Annotated in this window: 14 protein-coding genes, 1 tRNA gene and 1 other annotated feature; of the genes, 11 read left to right on the top strand and 4 right to left on the bottom strand. The window is 35.1% G+C overall.

Annotated elements, in window-relative coordinates:
• Positions 1–94 precede the first annotated feature (94 nt).
• Genes ACQV2Q_RS01090 through ACQV2Q_RS01105 form a run of 4 tightly spaced genes read left to right on the top strand, consistent with a single transcriptional unit; the run spans position 95 to position 5,782 of the window.
• Entirely contained in the window at positions 95–1,363 is a 1,269-nt protein-coding gene (locus ACQV2Q_RS01090; RefSeq protein ID WP_428874640.1) for a metallophosphoesterase family protein, read from the top strand.
• Positions 1,353–4,172, top strand: a complete 2,820-nt coding sequence (locus ACQV2Q_RS01095) for an AAA family ATPase (RefSeq protein ID WP_428881696.1) — start codon at positions 1,353–1,355, stop codon at positions 4,170–4,172. Before ACQV2Q_RS01090 ends, ACQV2Q_RS01095 begins: the two co-directional genes overlap by 11 nt.
• Positions 4,173–5,120, top strand: coding sequence for a 3'-5' exoribonuclease YhaM family protein (locus ACQV2Q_RS01100; RefSeq protein ID WP_428872931.1), 948 nt, complete (start codon positions 4,173–4,175; stop codon positions 5,118–5,120).
• Between the two features lie 8 nt (positions 5,121–5,128).
• A complete protein-coding gene (locus ACQV2Q_RS01105; protein ID WP_428881697.1) occupies positions 5,129–5,782 on the top strand; it encodes an SRPBCC domain-containing protein in 654 nt (217 codons plus the stop codon).
• Positions 5,783–5,849: 67 nt separating this feature from the next.
• Here ACQV2Q_RS01105 and ACQV2Q_RS01110 read toward each other — a convergent pair whose 3' ends face one another.
• From ACQV2Q_RS01110 to ACQV2Q_RS01120, 3 genes are all read right to left on the bottom strand, one after another.
• Positions 5,850–6,836 (bottom strand): peptidylprolyl isomerase, encoded by a 987-nt coding sequence (locus tag ACQV2Q_RS01110; RefSeq protein WP_428881698.1) that lies wholly within the window; start codon positions 6,834–6,836, stop codon positions 5,850–5,852.
• A gap of 140 nt (positions 6,837–6,976) precedes the next feature.
• Positions 6,977–7,336 carry a YtxH domain-containing protein gene (locus tag ACQV2Q_RS01115; RefSeq protein WP_428872935.1) on the bottom strand — a complete coding sequence of 120 codons (360 nt, stop codon included), beginning with the start codon at positions 7,334–7,336 and terminating at the stop codon, positions 6,977–6,979.
• A 1-nt stretch (position 7,337) separates the two neighbouring features.
• Positions 7,338–7,772 carry an HIT family protein gene (locus tag ACQV2Q_RS01120; RefSeq protein WP_428874644.1) on the bottom strand — a complete coding sequence of 145 codons (435 nt, stop codon included), beginning with the start codon at positions 7,770–7,772 and terminating at the stop codon, positions 7,338–7,340.
• 240 nt (positions 7,773–8,012) lie between these two features.
• On the opposite strand from ACQV2Q_RS01120, the gene ACQV2Q_RS01125 reads away from it, so the two are divergent.
• The 7 genes from ACQV2Q_RS01125 to ACQV2Q_RS01155 all read left to right on the top strand — a co-directional run bounded on the left by ACQV2Q_RS01125 (position 8,013) and on the right by ACQV2Q_RS01155 (position 15,426).
• Positions 8,013–8,780 (top strand): hypothetical protein, encoded by a 768-nt coding sequence (locus ACQV2Q_RS01125; RefSeq protein ID WP_428881699.1) that lies wholly within the window; start codon positions 8,013–8,015, stop codon positions 8,778–8,780.
• A 120-nt stretch (positions 8,781–8,900) separates the two neighbouring features.
• Positions 8,901–8,972: transfer RNA gene (locus ACQV2Q_RS01130), tRNA-Arg, on the top strand.
• 653 nt (positions 8,973–9,625) lie between these two features.
• Positions 9,626–10,237 (top strand): 50S ribosomal protein L25, encoded by a 612-nt coding sequence (locus ACQV2Q_RS01135; RefSeq protein WP_428872939.1) that lies wholly within the window; start codon positions 9,626–9,628, stop codon positions 10,235–10,237.
• A 70-nt stretch (positions 10,238–10,307) separates the two neighbouring features.
• On the top strand, positions 10,308–11,489 hold the full coding sequence (queG, locus tag ACQV2Q_RS01140) for a tRNA epoxyqueuosine(34) reductase QueG (RefSeq protein ID WP_428881758.1): 1,182 nt from the start codon (positions 10,308–10,310) through the stop codon (positions 11,487–11,489).
• A 3-nt stretch (positions 11,490–11,492) separates the two neighbouring features.
• The gene (gene trmL, locus ACQV2Q_RS01145) at positions 11,493–12,020 is read left to right on the top strand and encodes a tRNA (uridine(34)/cytosine(34)/5-carboxymethylaminomethyluridine(34)-2'-O)-methyltransferase TrmL (RefSeq protein WP_428872940.1); all 528 of its coding nucleotides are present in this window, start codon (positions 11,493–11,495) and stop codon (positions 12,018–12,020) included.
• Between the two features lie 33 nt (positions 12,021–12,053).
• Positions 12,054–12,277: a binding site (T-box leader), on the top strand.
• Between the two features lie 41 nt (positions 12,278–12,318).
• Positions 12,319–13,611, top strand: coding sequence for a serine--tRNA ligase (gene serS, locus ACQV2Q_RS01150; RefSeq protein WP_428881700.1), 1,293 nt, complete (start codon positions 12,319–12,321; stop codon positions 13,609–13,611).
• Positions 13,612–13,890: 279 nt separating this feature from the next.
• Entirely contained in the window at positions 13,891–15,426 is a 1,536-nt protein-coding gene (locus ACQV2Q_RS01155) for an ATP-binding cassette domain-containing protein (RefSeq protein WP_428881701.1), read from the top strand.
• A gap of 378 nt (positions 15,427–15,804) precedes the next feature.
• Here the strand turns inward: ACQV2Q_RS01155 and ACQV2Q_RS01160 are convergent, their stop codons facing one another.
• The gene (locus ACQV2Q_RS01160) at positions 15,805–16,620 is read right to left on the bottom strand and encodes an undecaprenyl-diphosphate phosphatase (RefSeq protein WP_428881759.1); all 816 of its coding nucleotides are present in this window, start codon (positions 16,618–16,620) and stop codon (positions 15,805–15,807) included.
• Positions 16,621–16,628 lie beyond the last annotated feature (8 nt).

A 16,628-nucleotide genomic window follows, 5' to 3' on the forward strand; every position in this document is an offset into this window, starting at 1 on the left:
TTGAATTTGGCAACTGGAAGCCATCGAACAATTATCTTTCGAGGTTCTTTCAGTTGCTTTTATCAACCAATTATTTTGGAGAGAGGAGACCGAGATGCGTTTCATGCACTTTGCTGACCTACATTTAGATAGCCCCTTTGCTGGAATGCAAAAACAATACCCTAGCTTACAAGAAGTTCTAATCCAAGCTCCATATAAGGCATTCCATCGAGGCGTTTCATACGCTATTAAAGAAGATGTAGACGCTGTTGTTATTGCAGGAGATATTTATGATACTCAAAAACAAACAATTTATGCTCAACATGCTTTTTTAAAAGAATTAGAACGACTGAAAGCAGCAGAAATCCCAGTGGTTATTTGTCATGGGAATCATGACTTTCTTAATAACCAACGCTTACTGATGCAATATCCTGAAAATGTTTACGTCTTTAAAGATGAGTCGATTGACCATATCGATATAAAGACAAATGATAATCAAACTTGTCGCTTCTATGGTTTTTCTTATAATAAACGTTGGATTCATGAGTCCAAGGCCCAAGAATTCCCTGTAAAAAACAATGAAACGGACTTTACCGTAGGCTTATATCACGGGGAATTGTTAAGTACGACGCAAAAGGGAAATTATGCTCCTTTTACATTGGAGCAACTAATCTCAAAAAATTATGATTACTGGGCTCTTGGACATATCCATCAGGCAAATACTTTATCCACATTCCCGCTTATTCAATATGCTGGTAGTCCTCAAGGTAGAAATCGCCTGGAGATTGGCGACAAGGGAGCCTATTTAGTCACCTTAGAAGTCGATCAAAAGGTAAAATCTGAATTTATTCATTTAGCTGAAATTGAATGGAGAGATGAAATCATAGAGTGTCAGGAAAACTGGCAAGTTAATGATTTGTTATGGGCGATAGAATCCTTAGTCAATAACTTTAAAGATGAGGTTGATAAGGGCCTACCTTCGAAGATTATTTCTTTAACTTTAAAAAATGCACAACGGTTGCCAATCGATATACAAGAACAAATTGAAAAAGGTGAGGTTGAATCGATACTCACTGAACCCCAGTCGATCGAAAAATTCGCGATTATTGTTAGGGTAAAGCTTGAGCGTCAAATGGTATTAGATGCCTTCGAATATGATAAAACATTAAAAACTAGCTTCCAAGCGGCTTGTCAAGATATGCAAGAAGGTAAAGCATATCATGAAAGTCTAGCAGAATTATTTGACCACCCAATTATTAAGCAAAGGATGTCAGATTTATCATTGGATGAAGAATTGAAGAAGGAATCTATTCGATCGGCACAAGAGTTAATGATTCAAGCAATCGGATTTGAATTTAAGGAGGCGATTGATAGTGAAGATTAGCACCCTTGATATCTATGGATACGGTAAATGGGTTAATCAACGCTTTGATTTAGATGATCAATTACAGTTGATTTTTGGTCAGAACGAAGCTGGGAAATCAACACTCCAATCTTTTATTCGAAGTATTCTTTTCGGATTTCCTTCTAAACATCGACGGGTCAATCAAATTAATCGCTATGAACCCAAACTTAGTGAAGTATATGGGGGCAGAATTCTTTTAAAAGAAACTAGCCATGGAGATATTTGGGTGGAAAGAACTAATAGAGGTCTAACTTTAACAGATACAAAAGGGCATGAGCTTGAACAACTAGTGTTAGATCAAATCTTAAGTGGATTAGATGAAAACCTCTTTGACTCCTTTTATGCCTTTTCACTGCAAAATTTGCAGGAACTGTCAAATGTTGATGCAGAAAAATTGGGTGATTATTTCCTATCAATCGGAACGGTTGGATCAGATAAATTTCTTTCTGTGGCTAAATATTTCGAAAAAGATCTGGGGCAACTTTATAAATTAAAGGGGAAAAATCCTAAACTTAATCAAGCGTTATTGGAATTTGAAGAACTTAGTCAATCCATTGAGAAAATGAAGCAAAATATGGCGAAGTATGATGACCTGTTCGACCAACAGCAAGCTGAAATAGATCAAATTGAAGCCCTTAATCAGTCTATTCATGATTTAGAAGAAAAGCAAAGACAATTGGATCAGTTGATGACAAGGTTTGATATTTATCAAAAAGACCTCGTCGCTCAAAGAGAGTTAGAGCAATTAGTTTTTACTAAAATGGATAAGGATATGCCAGAAAAATTAGAAGAGGCTGTTCGGACCAAAAATGATAGTCAAAAGACTATACAACAAATGCAAGAGCGTATTCACAATTTAAACAATGAAATGAGTACCCTAACCCGTCTAAATTGGGGAAAAAACCACGAAGACCAAAGGAGACAATGGTCAAGTGATACCGCCCATATTAAAAAGGTGGATTTACGTTTAGAACACGTTTTAGAAAGAATTCAAGAACAAACCAATACTATGGCTCGACTGGCTCGTGAAGGACAGTTTTATCCTGAAAAAGTAAAGAAGTCCTCAGAGTTTGACCGTGAAATCGAGCAAGGTTACGAAATTCAAGCGGCCATAGATGATTTTGAAGGACAAAAAGATTCTATTCAAGCAGAGAGAAAAGTTTTCCTAGATCAGCGAAAAGAATTGCAAACCTACTCTGTCACAGTTAGACAGCAGCACGCAAAACTAGAAAGTATGCGTATGAATGAAAGAGCTCAATTACAACAAGCTACAAATATTAGGCATTATCTTATAGGGGCTCTTTCAATCATTTTAGGACTAGCAATGGGTATTTATCATTTACTTAATCAGACAGGGGCGAATTTCCGTTGGATTGCTTTGATTTTAATCGGATTAGGTATACTTTCAACCGCTTATGTCTTCTTTGAGCATCTAAAATATAAAAAGAAATTTCATTCCTCTCCAGCAATTGAGAAAATGGCTGAATTACAAAGAAAAGAGCGCCATTATCAAGATAGAAGTCAAGAACTAGGTCAAGACATCAATCAACGAGAAGCCAATCTTCGATCGGTTGAAGAAGAGTTAGTCAGAAAAAGACAAGAGCAGCAACGATGGTTAGTTGCCTTAGGCTTTTATCCAACTGCAGATGCAGAAATTGTTCTTAAATCGAATCCGGTTAAAGAGTACTTTCAAGCTGAAACAATTCGTCAACAATATGAAGAAGAGCGAAATGACCTCAATGTCGAGATTGCCAAATGGCGCAAACAAATCGCTCCACTACTTGAGCGTTTTCCTTTGGGAGATCAAAGTATCAAGGTTCTTATACACCACGTTGAAGAAACTGAAGTTTCAATCGCCCGTCAAGTGGAACGTGGTAAAGCGATGGAGGAACGTATAAGAAATGCTCAAGATATTATTGCTCAAGAGAAAAAACATCTACAAGAGCAGCAAGAAATCATTGAATCAATTTATCAATCAACAAACTCCTTTGACCAAGTTGACTTTAGACAAAAAGTTCAAGCCAATAATCAAATTCAGCAACTCAAAGAAAAACGTCACTTGTATAGTGAGCAGATTAGGGGTTATGAAAATGAGATGTCAGCTATCGAAAGTAAACAGTCATTAATCAATCAATATAATAAGGTTCAAAATGAATTAACGCTTAATAAAAGTCGTGTACAACCTCATCAATATCAGCGTGCAAATATTGAAGTGGCTTTAAATCAGCTTGAGCAAGATGGAAGTTATCAAGTCTTACAACAAAAACTGGAAGATAAGAAAGCAGAAATCATTAAATATGTTCAAGAGTGGAGTAAGAAAAAAATTGCTGTCGATTTAATCTATCAAACATTAAGACAAGGAATGGATAATCCGATTCCTGAAATGAATAAAATGGCTAATGAAATTTTTTCTAAATTAACCTATGGGCGTTATGATCAAATTAAATTGAATAAAACCGGAATCAAAGTTAAACAGTTTTCAGATGTGCTGTTTTCACCCCATGAACTTTCGCAAGGAACCTTGGAGCAATTATATGTCGCTCTACGTTTAGCTTTTATAGTGAATGCCTCTTCAATGGTATCAATGCCTATCATAATCGACGATGCTTTTGTGAACTTCGACGAAATACGTAAAGCAAGCATGTATAAAGTTTTAGAGACCATCAGTCAAAATCATCAAGTTTTATTCTTTACTTTTGATCAAATGGCTGCGGATACATTAGCGATTGATTCGATGATTAACTTAGACGAGCTAATAGAAACGAATTCAACCCAGGAGGAGAGCTAAATGAGTTTATTATATGAGATTAATGAAGGAGACGAATTTGGAATTTATGTTCTTATTAAAGCAGCAGATGTGAGAACCGCTAGAAATGGCAAACCATTTATTGCCTTCCGTTTTCAAGACCGTTCTGGATCCATGGATGGTATGTATTGGTCTGCTACTGAAGAAGAAATTAACAAATTCCAAGTCGGTAAGGTTGTTTTTCTGAGAGCTAATCGGGATACTTATCAAGGAAGTCCTCAAGTAAAAATTAAAGCACTTCGTTTAGCTGAAGAAGGAGAACCCAACGATCCAACACTTTATGTTGAACGAATTTCTATGAAAATTGATGATATAAAAGAACAGATTAATGACGCTTTATTTCTCATTCAAGAACCGAATATTAATCGAATTGTTCGAAAAATTTTGAGTGAACATGAAGAAGCTTTTTACAGCTATCCAGCTGCTAAAAGAAACCATCATGCAATGGCAGGCGGTTTAAGTTATCATACTGTTTCTATGTTGAAAATTGCTAGAGCACTTTTGGCTATCTATCCGCAAATAAATTCTAGCCTACTTATTGGTGGACTGATACTTCACGATATCGGCAAAACAATTGAACTATCTGGAGCTATCTCAACCGAATATACTTTTAAAGGTAAAATGTTAGGTCATATCGTCATTATGTCAGAAATGATTGAACAAGTATGTCAACAAATTGGTATTGATCCTAATAAAGAAGCCGTTGTTTTATTAAAGCACGTTGTACTAGCACATCATGGTAAATTGGAATATGGTAGTCCTGTTCAACCGCGTATTCTTGAAGCAGAAATTCTTCACCATATTGATAATTTAGATGCTACTGTTAATATGATTTTGTCTGTTTTAGATAAGACACAAGAAGGTCAAGAAAGTGCTCAAATTTTCCCATTGGATCGTCGTAGTTTTTATAAACCAAATTTCAGAAAGTAGGCAAATAAATGACAGATAATAGCAATCCAAAGAAATGTAATTGCAAAAATCATGGGTCTAATCATGAGAGTCAATGCCAAGTTAATCATTCTAAATCGAACTCTGAGCACTTATGTGGATGCCATCATCATGCAGAACATAACTACCATCATGGATGTGGTTGTCACCATGAACAAGTAGAAAACCCTCAAACTGATCTTGGTTTTTCTCTATTCTTTGAAGGAGAAATTAATGCAACTCCAGAAGCAGTATGGAACCATTTGACTGATAATGAATACTTATCTAAGTGGAAGTCAGATATGAGGATGATTGACTGCAAACCAGGTGGGTCATTTAAAGTAACAAGAAATGGACAAGCGCATCATTTGATGTTAACAGATGTTGAAGAAGGACATTTATTGGCCTATTTATGGAAAAATGACGATATGGTTCTAACAATCGAACCTGGAGAAAAAGATACTACGCTCTTTACTTTTGAATATTGGTTTGCTGATAGAGAAGAAGCCAATGCTGAGGATGTAGCTCCATGGATTATAAATCTTTATGAACTTGAACACTTTATTGTTCATAATGAATTAATGGATACTAAAGACTTGCCGAAAGCATTGATGGCAGAAGTTAATAACTTAATTAAAGAGCAAAAATCACGTGAAACGCTTTAATATTTTAATACAGTAAAACAAAAAAGGTTGAGGATTTTCCTCAACCTTTTTATATTTAAAATAGTTTCTATTCGGCTGGCGCTTCTTCAGCAGGAGACTCTTCAGCAGGAGCCTCTTCAGCAGCAGGTACTTCCTCAGCAGAAGCATCCTCTGGTTGGTCAGCTAAATTGATTAAATCATCCACTGCATTTTTTAATTCAGGATCTTCAATCTTTAAGTCAGAGTTTTTAATAAGCTCTCCGACAATTCCATAGGTAAAGTTAGAGTCAGCATACTTACTTTGTTTATATGCTTCAACTACTTCTTCTTTACTCTCTTCTAATGGTTTCTTTTCACCATTGTTGATTGTTTTAATAACGTGGTAGCCAAATTCAGATTGAACAGGTTCGCTCGTCATTTCTCCATTAGCTAAAGACTTAACTGCTTCTTCAAATTCTGGAACCATTTGTCCTGGCGAGAAAGGGGCTAATAATCCACCATTTTCTGCAGAACCATCTTTAGATAATTCTTGAGCAACGGTATCGAATTCTTCGCCATTATTGATGCGTTCAATAGCATTTAAAGCTTCTTCTTCCGTATCAACTAGAATATGCTGTGCTTCCATCATTGGTTGGTAATCATTATCATAGAAATTTTGAATGGCTTCATCTGACATATCGATGCGACCTTCAACAATTTCTTGTAAAAGATTACGGATATATAATTGGTATTCATATTGTTCAGCGCTACCTAATTGTTGGTAAGATAAGAATTGTTGGAATACCTCTTCTCCACCCAATTCTTGAATTTGTGACTGAACTTCTTCAGCAGCTCTTGTTTTAGCTCCTTCAGCGTCTTCTACATTTTCAATTAAAACAGCTTCAATAATTTTTGAGCGTAGAGCAGTAGAGCCAAATTGTTCTTTCATATCTTGATAAAAATCTTCAGCAGTGATAGTTGTCTCTCCAATAGTGGCAATTACACCCTCTTGAGCTGAAACGCTTGTTAAATTCGGCAATGCAACAAGTGCGACACTTGCTGCTGTTAAAATCCAAGTACGGATTGATTTTTTCATATTAATTTTCACTCCTATAGTTCTACTATAATTTGCTATAACATAAGCATAAATATATCTTAACACTTAATGATTAGAAAAGATAATATAAGCTAGAAATTCTAAAAAACATCATAATTTTTATAAATTAAAACCTGAATTTAATTCTTATATGAGTTTAAATTAGCTGAAGACATTCCCTCAATATCTTCATTTAATTGCTTAACATTTTCTTTAATTCTTCTTATTCTAGGTTCTGTTTCATCCATGACTTTTTGTTTAGTTTGATTGGTTAAATGAGAAATAAAGTCCATAGTTTGCTTAGCTTCTGCAGTCAATGACTGAATAGCTGAATGAAAACGGGCATAGTCTTGATCAACTTGTTGGAAATCAACTTTAAAATCTTTATAAGTCTTTTTTAGTTGATGTCTTGTTTTCTCACCAGATTGTTTAGCATTCATTAACCCCGCTAGTACTCCAAGAGCTAAGCCAGTTAGAAAACCTTGTGGGAAATTTTTCATACTAATCGCCACTTTCTATTGTTTGTTTAATTGATGCTGCCAATTGCTGAAATTCATCCTGAGTGTAACCATCTGAATGGTCTTCAAAATGTAATTTAAATCCTTCTTCTTTATGATAACGTGGAATCAGGTGAATGTGTGAATGGAAAACAGATTGATAGGCGACTTCTCCATTGTTATTGAGAATATTCATGCCCTTAACACCTGGTATGCTTTTTTTAATGGCGTCGGCAATTTTCGGAATTCGACTAAAAACGGTACTTGCTAACTCTGGATCATACTCAAAAATATCTTTAACATGTTTCTTTGGTATGACTAAAGTATGTCCTTTGGTAACTTGAGTGATATCTAAAAAGGCAAAGACCTCATCATCTTCATAGACCTTAGCACTAGGAACCTCTCCGTTGATAATCTTACAAAAAATACAATTTGTCATTTTTTTCTCTCCTTTAACTTACGTCTTGTCTCTATAGCATATCATAAGGATTTTAGAAAACGCTATTAATAACATCTTAAAATGAGTCTTCATAAAAAATTCATAAGATTAGCGTGTTACAGGCTTAATTTCATTAAATATTCCATTTTAACTCAAGCCTCCTTTAAACTAGCTATGATATAATAGTTATGTTGAAGAAGGATATATTATAGATATAATAACAATTACATGGGAGGTAGAATGAATTTGAATAAAAGTAAATTTCAAAAAATGTACCTGCTCTTAACTCTTTTAGGCATTTTCCTGGTTTTTAATTTAAATCCTTTAGCAATAGTTCACGGCCAAGAGGAAACGACAGAAGAGCAAGTAGGGATAGAGCAAACTGACGAGCCGTCTAGTCAAGAAATTTTTGAAACAAGTAATGAAGCTGTTTTTGACCCTCTACCTGATGTCGGTCTATTTAAGCAACTCATTCCTTATGTGCATTATTTAAATTATCAATACGTGGGAGATGGAAGTGAATACTTTACTAAAGATATCATCATGGAATTCATGCCTGATGCAAATGGAGTTTTTCAAGTCGCAGAGTTTACAGATACAAAAGCCGTAGCCTACGTTTATCAAATTAAGCCCGATGGTCTATATGAACTCGCTTACTTTGATAATTATACGGTAGTGGAAGACCTGAGGTATTCCGCTGATGCTTCAGATGACAATGTTTCACTCATTCTACCTGTAGATATAAGTGAAGGAACAATTTTTAAATCAGGCTATCAAGAAGAAATTAAGAAAAAAGTAATTGGTAGGGTGGACTCGCTAACAATTGGTCAAGAAATTTATACTGATGTTTTGCTTGTTGAAGAGATGGCAAAGAATAACGGAGATACAATCCGTATCTATTATGCCAATGACGCAGGTTTGATTTTAATTGAGCGTCTTCATCCAGATGGCACAACCACACCAATAATTTACCTTAGGTCTAGACAAGGTTCAATCATGGACCAATAGTGGATAATTTTTACAATCTTATTTTTAGAATAGGACTAACATCATTAATTGTTAGTCCTTTTTTATTGGCTTATTTCTTGCTTTTAGCAATTTGAGTTTGGTATAATAAGTAATCGTTAGGCCGCCGTAGTGTAATGGATATCACGGAAGATTCCGGTTCTTTCGATGGGGGTTCGATTCCCTCCGGCGGTATTTGTAATAAAGCTAAAGATTTTTAGCAAAAAATCTCATATTTTTTTAAAAAATACTTTTTAGAGAGTTCAGCCAGATTGGCTGTTTTTTATTTTAAATTAGACTAGCTAGAATAAGGGGATTGACTAGACAATCGCACAAGGGTTGACTAAGATTTAACTAGTTAGAAGACAAGCAATTAGAAAGGAAAACTTAGAAAATTAAAAAGCCCATTTTTAAGACTAAGTTTATTTCTTATTACCATTCTTGTATTAGCTGCTTGTGATAGTACCAATAAAACAAATATTGCAAGTGATGCTTATAAGATGTCAACTTATACTCTTATTAAGGCTGCTCAAGAAGGTAATCAAGATAAACAAAATATTGATTTAGATAATCCCTCAAATATTTATGAAAAGGAAAAAAAGCGCTAAAAAGTAACAACAAAAGATAAAACGACTAGTAGAAAAACCACTACCAAAGATAAATAAATTAAGTTTGTAGTTTTTTTTTAAAAGAATAAGGGCAAAAAAGAAAATTATATAGAAAAATCACTAAGACTAGTCATAAAACACTGGTATTGTGAGCTGGTTTTTGATATGATAATTTATGTGTAAAAATTTACAGCAAATCTAGCATTCTATATGCAATAAGTTATAAAGGAGCTCTTATATATGGCAATTAGTGCAGAATTAAGAACAAAGACAGGTACCGGTGCTTCTAAACAAGCACGTCGTGAAGGTAAAATCCCAGTAGTTTTATATGGACAAAAATTAGAAGCAACTTCTTTATTAGTTGATCGTCGCGAATTCGAATCACTTCTAAAAAAAGAAGGATCTAACGCGGTTTTTGATTTAAACTACGACGGTAAAACGCAAAAAGTAATCTTGAAAGACTTTTCTAAAGCAGCTTTAAAAGATATTTTCTATTCAGTTGACCTAGAAGCTATCTCTGCTGATCAGAAGATTATTGTTGAAGTTCCATTAAGCATTATTAACGAAGAAACAGTTAAAATTGGCATTGTGGAACAAACACTTAATACAGTGGAAATCGAAACTAAACCAGACACTATTCCGAACTCATTTGAAATTGATGTTACTGGAATGGAAATTGGTGACACTAAGACAATTGCTGACTTAGCAGTTCCAGCAGGCGTTGAAATCTTAGAAGATTCAACTGAAACAATCGTTTCAGTTTCTGCTCCAACAGAAGAACCAGAAGAAGAGGAAGAAACTGAAGTGATAGAACCTGAAGTAATTGGTGCTAAAGACGAAGAAGAAGAGTAAAAATTTGTATTATGAAGCACTGTAAACGCTTGTCGTTTATGGTGCTTTTTTTAGATAGGAGTTGAACAAACTGATCTCAAAAGAAGAGGCTATTAAAGTCAAATCCATTTTAAAAAAATCGCTGAAAGACTTAGGAGTGGATAAGATCGGTTTTACGACAGCGGAACCTTTTGACCATTTAGAGGAAAGTTTAAGAGAGCAAAAGGCGAAAGGACATACCACTGGTTTTGAACATCCTATCATTGAGGAGAGAATCTATCCTGAAAAAATCTTTGAAGGGGCCCAATCAATTATTTCGATTGCTTTGGCTTATCCTAGTAACTTTAGAAAGGAACCAGCTTCTAATAAAGAAGAACGTCGTGGTAGTTTTGCTCGTGCTTCTTGGGGGGAAGACTACCATCATATTTTATCAGAACGTATGCAAAGGGTTATTGATCTTATCCAAGCAGAAATTCCTGATGCTCGTTTTAAACCGATGGTTGATACGGGGGAATTGATTGATGTGGTTGTGGCTGAAAGAGCTGGATTGGGCTTTATAGGTCGTAATGGTTTGCTGGTCACTAAAGAATTTGGCAGTTACGTTTATTTAGGTGAAATTATCACGAACATTCCTTTTATGCCAGATCAAAGGGTTACATATGGTTGTGGCGATTGTTATCGTTGTGTGACAGCCTGTCCTACTCAAGCTCTTTTTGGTGACGGTAAGATGAATGCGCAGAAATGTTTATCCTATCAGACTCAAACCAAAGGACATTTAGCTGAAGACTATCGCCGAAAAATGACTCATGTCATTTATGGCTGTGATATTTGTCAGATTTCATGTCCTTATAACAAGGGCATTGATTTTCATCATCATCCTGAAATGGAGCCTATCCAAGACGAAGTAAAACCAATATTAAAGAATATGTTATCACTTAGCAATAGAGCCTTTAAACGACAATTTGGACATTTAGCGGGGTCTTGGCGAGGCAAGAAGCCCTTGCAAAGAAATGCAATTATCGCTTTGGCTAATTATCGGGACCGAACAGCCTTGCCGCATCTGCTTGAATTAATTGAAAAAGATCCACGACCAGTGATTCGAGCAACTGCTGCCTATGCTGTTAGTGTAATCCAAAGAGATAAAAATCAAGCGATGATTAGTATGATTTATGACCAACTGCAGAAGGAATCTGAACCAGAAACCATCAAAGAAATGAAAAAAGCTATTGAACGTCTCAAAAATAAAAAAGAGTTAAAGTCTAAAAGGAGTTAAACGATGAAAAACCATATCGTACTTTATGAGCCCCTAATGCCAGCTAATACTGGCAATATTTCGAGAACTTGCGCAGGAACTAATACTAGTTTACATTTGATTGAACCGCTTGGTTTTTCTACTGAGGATAAAATGCTTAAACGAGCAGGGCTAGATTATTGGGAGCATGTCGACATTACTTACCATGACAGTTTACCAGCCTTTATGAAGTTTTTAGGTAATCGTAAATTGTACTTGATTTCTAAATTTGCACCAAGAGTTTATAGCGAAGCTAATTTAGCTGATTCAACGATTGATGAGCAGTTTTTTATCTTTGGTAAGGAAACGACTGGGCTACCTGAAGATTTTATGCAAGCTCATAAAGATCAATCTTTAAGAATCCCGATGAATGATCAGCATATTCGTTCTTTAAATTTATCTAATACGGCTAATATTATTATTTATGAAGCTCTAAGACAACAGAACTATGAAGGATTGGAAGCCATACATCATTATCGTGATACTGAAAAGGCTCAAAGACTTAAATGGTAATAGCTTGACAAATAAAATCTATTTAATATAATAAATTTAATAGTTAGTACGAATAGTATCTGAAATAAGGGTCAAGCAGAAAGTTAGCGGTTGATGAGAGCTAATCACTTATTCAGTGAATCCACGTATTCATTCTGCTTTATGAAAGCTAAGCATAAATAAAGCCGGTCATCGCCGTTATGATACAAGTGTAAGAATTTAAATCAATTCTTAAAAACGGGTGGTACCGCGGAACAAGAGACCTTTTCGTCCCAAATAGACGGAGGTCTCTTTTTTATTACATAAAGGAGGAATTAAGATGTTAGATAGGCGCTATTTGAGAAACCATATGGATGAAGTAGTTGAGCAATTAAGTCATCGCGGAGTAAAAACAGAAATTTTAAATGAATTTAAAGAGTTGGATAAAAAAAGAAGAGCTCTATTAACTCAAGTAGAAGAGAAAAAAGGGGTCCGTAATAAAGTTTCGCAAGAAATTGCCACTATTAAGCGCAATAAAGGAAATGTGGATGAACAGATTCAAGCCATGCAAGTTATAGGGCAAGAAATAGCTGAAATAGATGAGACTTTAAATCAGCTAGACATTGCCTTGGCTCAAATTGAACATGGATTACCTAATTTACCTCATGAATCAGTACCAATAGGTGAAGATGAAGAAGATAATGTTGAAAATCGCCGTTGGGGTCAGATTACAGACTTTGATTTCGAACCTTTAAATCATTGGGATATTGCAGAGAATTTAGGCATTCTTGATTTTGAACGAGCAGGCAAAGTATCAGGTTCACGCTTTGTATTCTATAAGGGGTTAGGCGCAAGGTTGGAGCGCGCTATTTATAACTTTATGTTAGATACTCATACGGCTAGAAATGGTTATACCGAAGTTATACCGCCTTATATAGTTAATGAAAAGTCAATGTTTGGAACAGGACAATATCCTAAATTTAAAGAAGATACTTTTGAGTTGAGTGATGATCGTCAATTTGTCTTAATCCCAACAGCGGAAGTTCCTCTAACCAACTACTATCGAGATGAAGTAATTGCAATGGAAGAGTTACCGGTCAAATTTACCGCCATGTCTCCATCATTTAGATCAGAAGCCGGATCAGCCGGTCGTGATACTAGAGGTCTGATTCGTATGCACCAATTTCATAAGGTTGAAATGGTTAAATTTGCCCATCCAGAAAGTTCTTATGAAGAATTAGAATTTATGGTCAAAGATGCTGAAGGTATCTTACAAGCTTTAAAACTACCTTATCGGGTAATCACCCTTTGTACTGGAGATATGGGCTTTTCAGCCGCTAAAACATATGATATTGAAGTTTGGGTTCCAGCTCAAGATACCTATCGAGAAATATCTTCTTGCTCTAACACAGAAGCTTTCCAAGCGCGACGCGCCATGATTCGTTACCGCAACGCTGAAGGCAAGTTGAATTATGTTCACACCTTGAATGGATCTGGCTTAGCTGTTGGTCGAACAGTTGTAGCCATCCTAGAAAACTACCAGCAAGCGGACGGCAGTGTTAAAATTCCAGAAGTATTGGTACCTTATATGGGTGGAGTGACTGAAATTACCAAAGAGAATGCAATGGGATAACATACAAAGCTTTTCTTAAAATTTTTTAAGGAAAGCTTTTTGTATAAGTATTTAGAGTGTGAAATTTGAATTTTAAAAAAAGATATGCTTTAATCAAAGTAACTTATTAAGAGGAGTGTTACATTTGAACAATTTCTAAGAAAGCAGCATGAGTAGAAGTGACTTCTATTTAGTGTGAACTTTTTTAGAAAGTATCAAATGTTACATAGGGGATACTTCTATTCTATTCTAAGCTGCTAATAATGGATTTTTGGCACAAGAGTAGAAAGGAGTTTTTTTATGTTACAGGTAAATAGTCTAAGCTTATACCATCGTAAGGATTTCGTTAAAATTATTGATGACTTGTCTTTTATTATTCATCCCGGCGAAAAAGTAGCGATTATTGGCGAAGAAGGTAATGGGAAAACGACTATCTTAAAGTGGTTAATGAATGATGAATCACTTAGTAACTATCTAATTATTAAAGGCGAAAAAATTAATTCTTTCAGTCAAATGGCATACCTCCCTCAACAAATGAAGGAGGAAGATCTTAGTTTAAGTATTGAAAAGTTCTTTTTCGCAAAGGTAGATCCCTTTTTAATGGATTATAATAAAATAATCAAATTTGGAATGAAAATAGGTTTTGATTGGGAGCGACTACATTCTGAACAAATAGTGAGATCCCTCTCAGGTGGTGAAAAAATAAAATTATCACTGTTAAGGATAGCAGCTCAGCAAGCGGATTTAGTTCTACTAGATGAACCATCTAATGATTTAGATATTGATTCAATAAGGTATTTAGAAAAATTTATTAGCGAAAGTAAACAAGCAATATTATTTGTTTCACATGATGAATCGCTACTACAATCAACAGCCACTTCGATTATTCATTTAGAGCGATTGTTGCATAGAAAAGACCCATGTCATACAGTTTCGAAATTAGCTTATAAGGACTATCTTCTATATCGTGATAAGAGGATCGCGAGTCAGCAAAAAGACTTTGAGCAAAATGAAAGAATATATGCTAAAAAGTTTGCTCGTCAACAAAGGCTTGAGTCAGCTTTGCATCATCGTTTAAATCATACTAAGGATTCAGCAAGCGGACGACTACTAGCGAAAAAGATGAAGACCGTTAAGTCATTGGGCAAAAGACTTGAACGCGAACATCAACAAGGAAGTCAGCAAGTGATAATTGAAGACCCAATTAAGATATTTTTTAACCACTCCATTCCAATTGCTGATTCGCGCAAGATTATGGAGGTAAGCAATTTTAATTTAAAGGTTGAAGGTCGTTTACTAGCACCAAACATTAATCTAACGGTTCAAGGACAGGATAAAATAGGAATTGTGGGAGCTAATGGGGTAGGAAAATCAACGCTTTTAAAGCATATGTGGCTTTTATTCAATCAAGATGGTGATAGAGAAGGAATTATACCTGCCTATATGCCTCAAAATCATAGTGAATTCGTTGATACGAATTTGACACCGATTCAGTTACTTGCTAAGGAAGGAAGTAGCGAAGAATTAACACAAATAATGACTTTTTTGGCCAGTATGAATTTTCTTCCTGAGGAAATGTCTCACCCTATCAACGAATTATCAGGAGGACAAAAAGCAAAATTATTATTTTTAAAAATGGATTTGATGAGAGCGAATCTTCTTTTCTTAGATGAGCCGACGCGAAATTTTTCTCCGAATTCACAACCAAAAATACGGAAAGTTTTAAGCGAATTTCCAGGAACTATTATTAGCGTCTCCCATGATCGTTTATATTTAAAAGAGGTATGTCATCAACTGTATCTACTTAAACCAGAGGGTCTTAAACTTATTGATTAAATTCAAACGTTTATGAATTTAGTTAATGAGTAGTTTTAAAGCCGAAGTCCAAGCGTGAGACCGAAAGTCTAGCTTTTGGGCTTCCATTGGCTTTGAGTATGATGGACCAACTTAAAAAATTATTATTTATGCGAATCAAAAGAAGATAAAAACAATCATAAAATTGAAATAAAAATAAGTCCTTATACGTAAACAAGTTAGAAGTATATATTTTGTATCTTAAAGCCTGATCTGGCTGAGCCCGATTTGCTTATCGCCAATCACTTCAAGCTGCTTAGAAAACAATAAAATAAGAAAGACAAGCACATATAACATGTACGCATCTTTCTGGTCCAACTTCTTGGGGTCACTATAGGGTCAACTCTTATTTCTTTTAGTTTACTTAAATAAATAATACAAAATGACAACGGCACCCAAAATAATACGGTAGTAACCGAAAGGTTTAAAGTCATTCGTTTTGATGAATTTAAGAAGTGAACGGATGACGATTAAGGAAACAAGAAAGGCAACAAACATACCTACCAAGAGGTAAACAAGTTCAGCACTAGTAAAAGCAAAGCCAAAGTCTTTTAACTTAACTAAAGAAGCTCCGAACATAACAGGTATTGACATAAAGAAAGAAAACTCTGTCGCAACTGTTCTTTCCATTCCTAATAAAAGTCCACCGAGGATGGTTGACCCCGACCGTGAAGTACCTGGAATTAAAGACAAGGCCTGAAATAGACCGGTTTTAAAAGCCGTAGGGAAAGAAATCTTTTTAAGAGTATTAACTTGTTTAGCATGACGAGCTGGCTTTTTATTTTCAATCCACAAGAAAGCAAAACCATAAATGATTAAGGCAGCAGCGACCACATAAGGAGTATTAAAATACTCTTCCATGTAATCATTGATCAATAGGCCCAGAAATCCTGCTGGCAGGGTAGCAAAAGCAACTTTAAACCAAATTACCCAGATATTTTTTCTTTCTTGGCTAGACTTTTTAAAATCCAAAGGGTTAAGTTTATTAAAATAAAGGACGACTACAGCTAAAATTGAACCAAATTGTACAACAGTTCGAAACATTTCAACAAAATTTGGATTGAGATTTAATTGAATAAATTCCTCAACTAAAATTAAGTGTCCAGTTGAAGAAATGGGTAACCACTCTGTAATTCCTTGAACAATACTTAAGAAAATAATTTTTAATAATTCCATCCATTCTA

The organism is Facklamia sp. P12950 (assembly GCF_050409465.1).
Classification (GTDB): domain Bacteria; phylum Bacillota; class Bacilli; order Lactobacillales; family Aerococcaceae; genus Facklamia.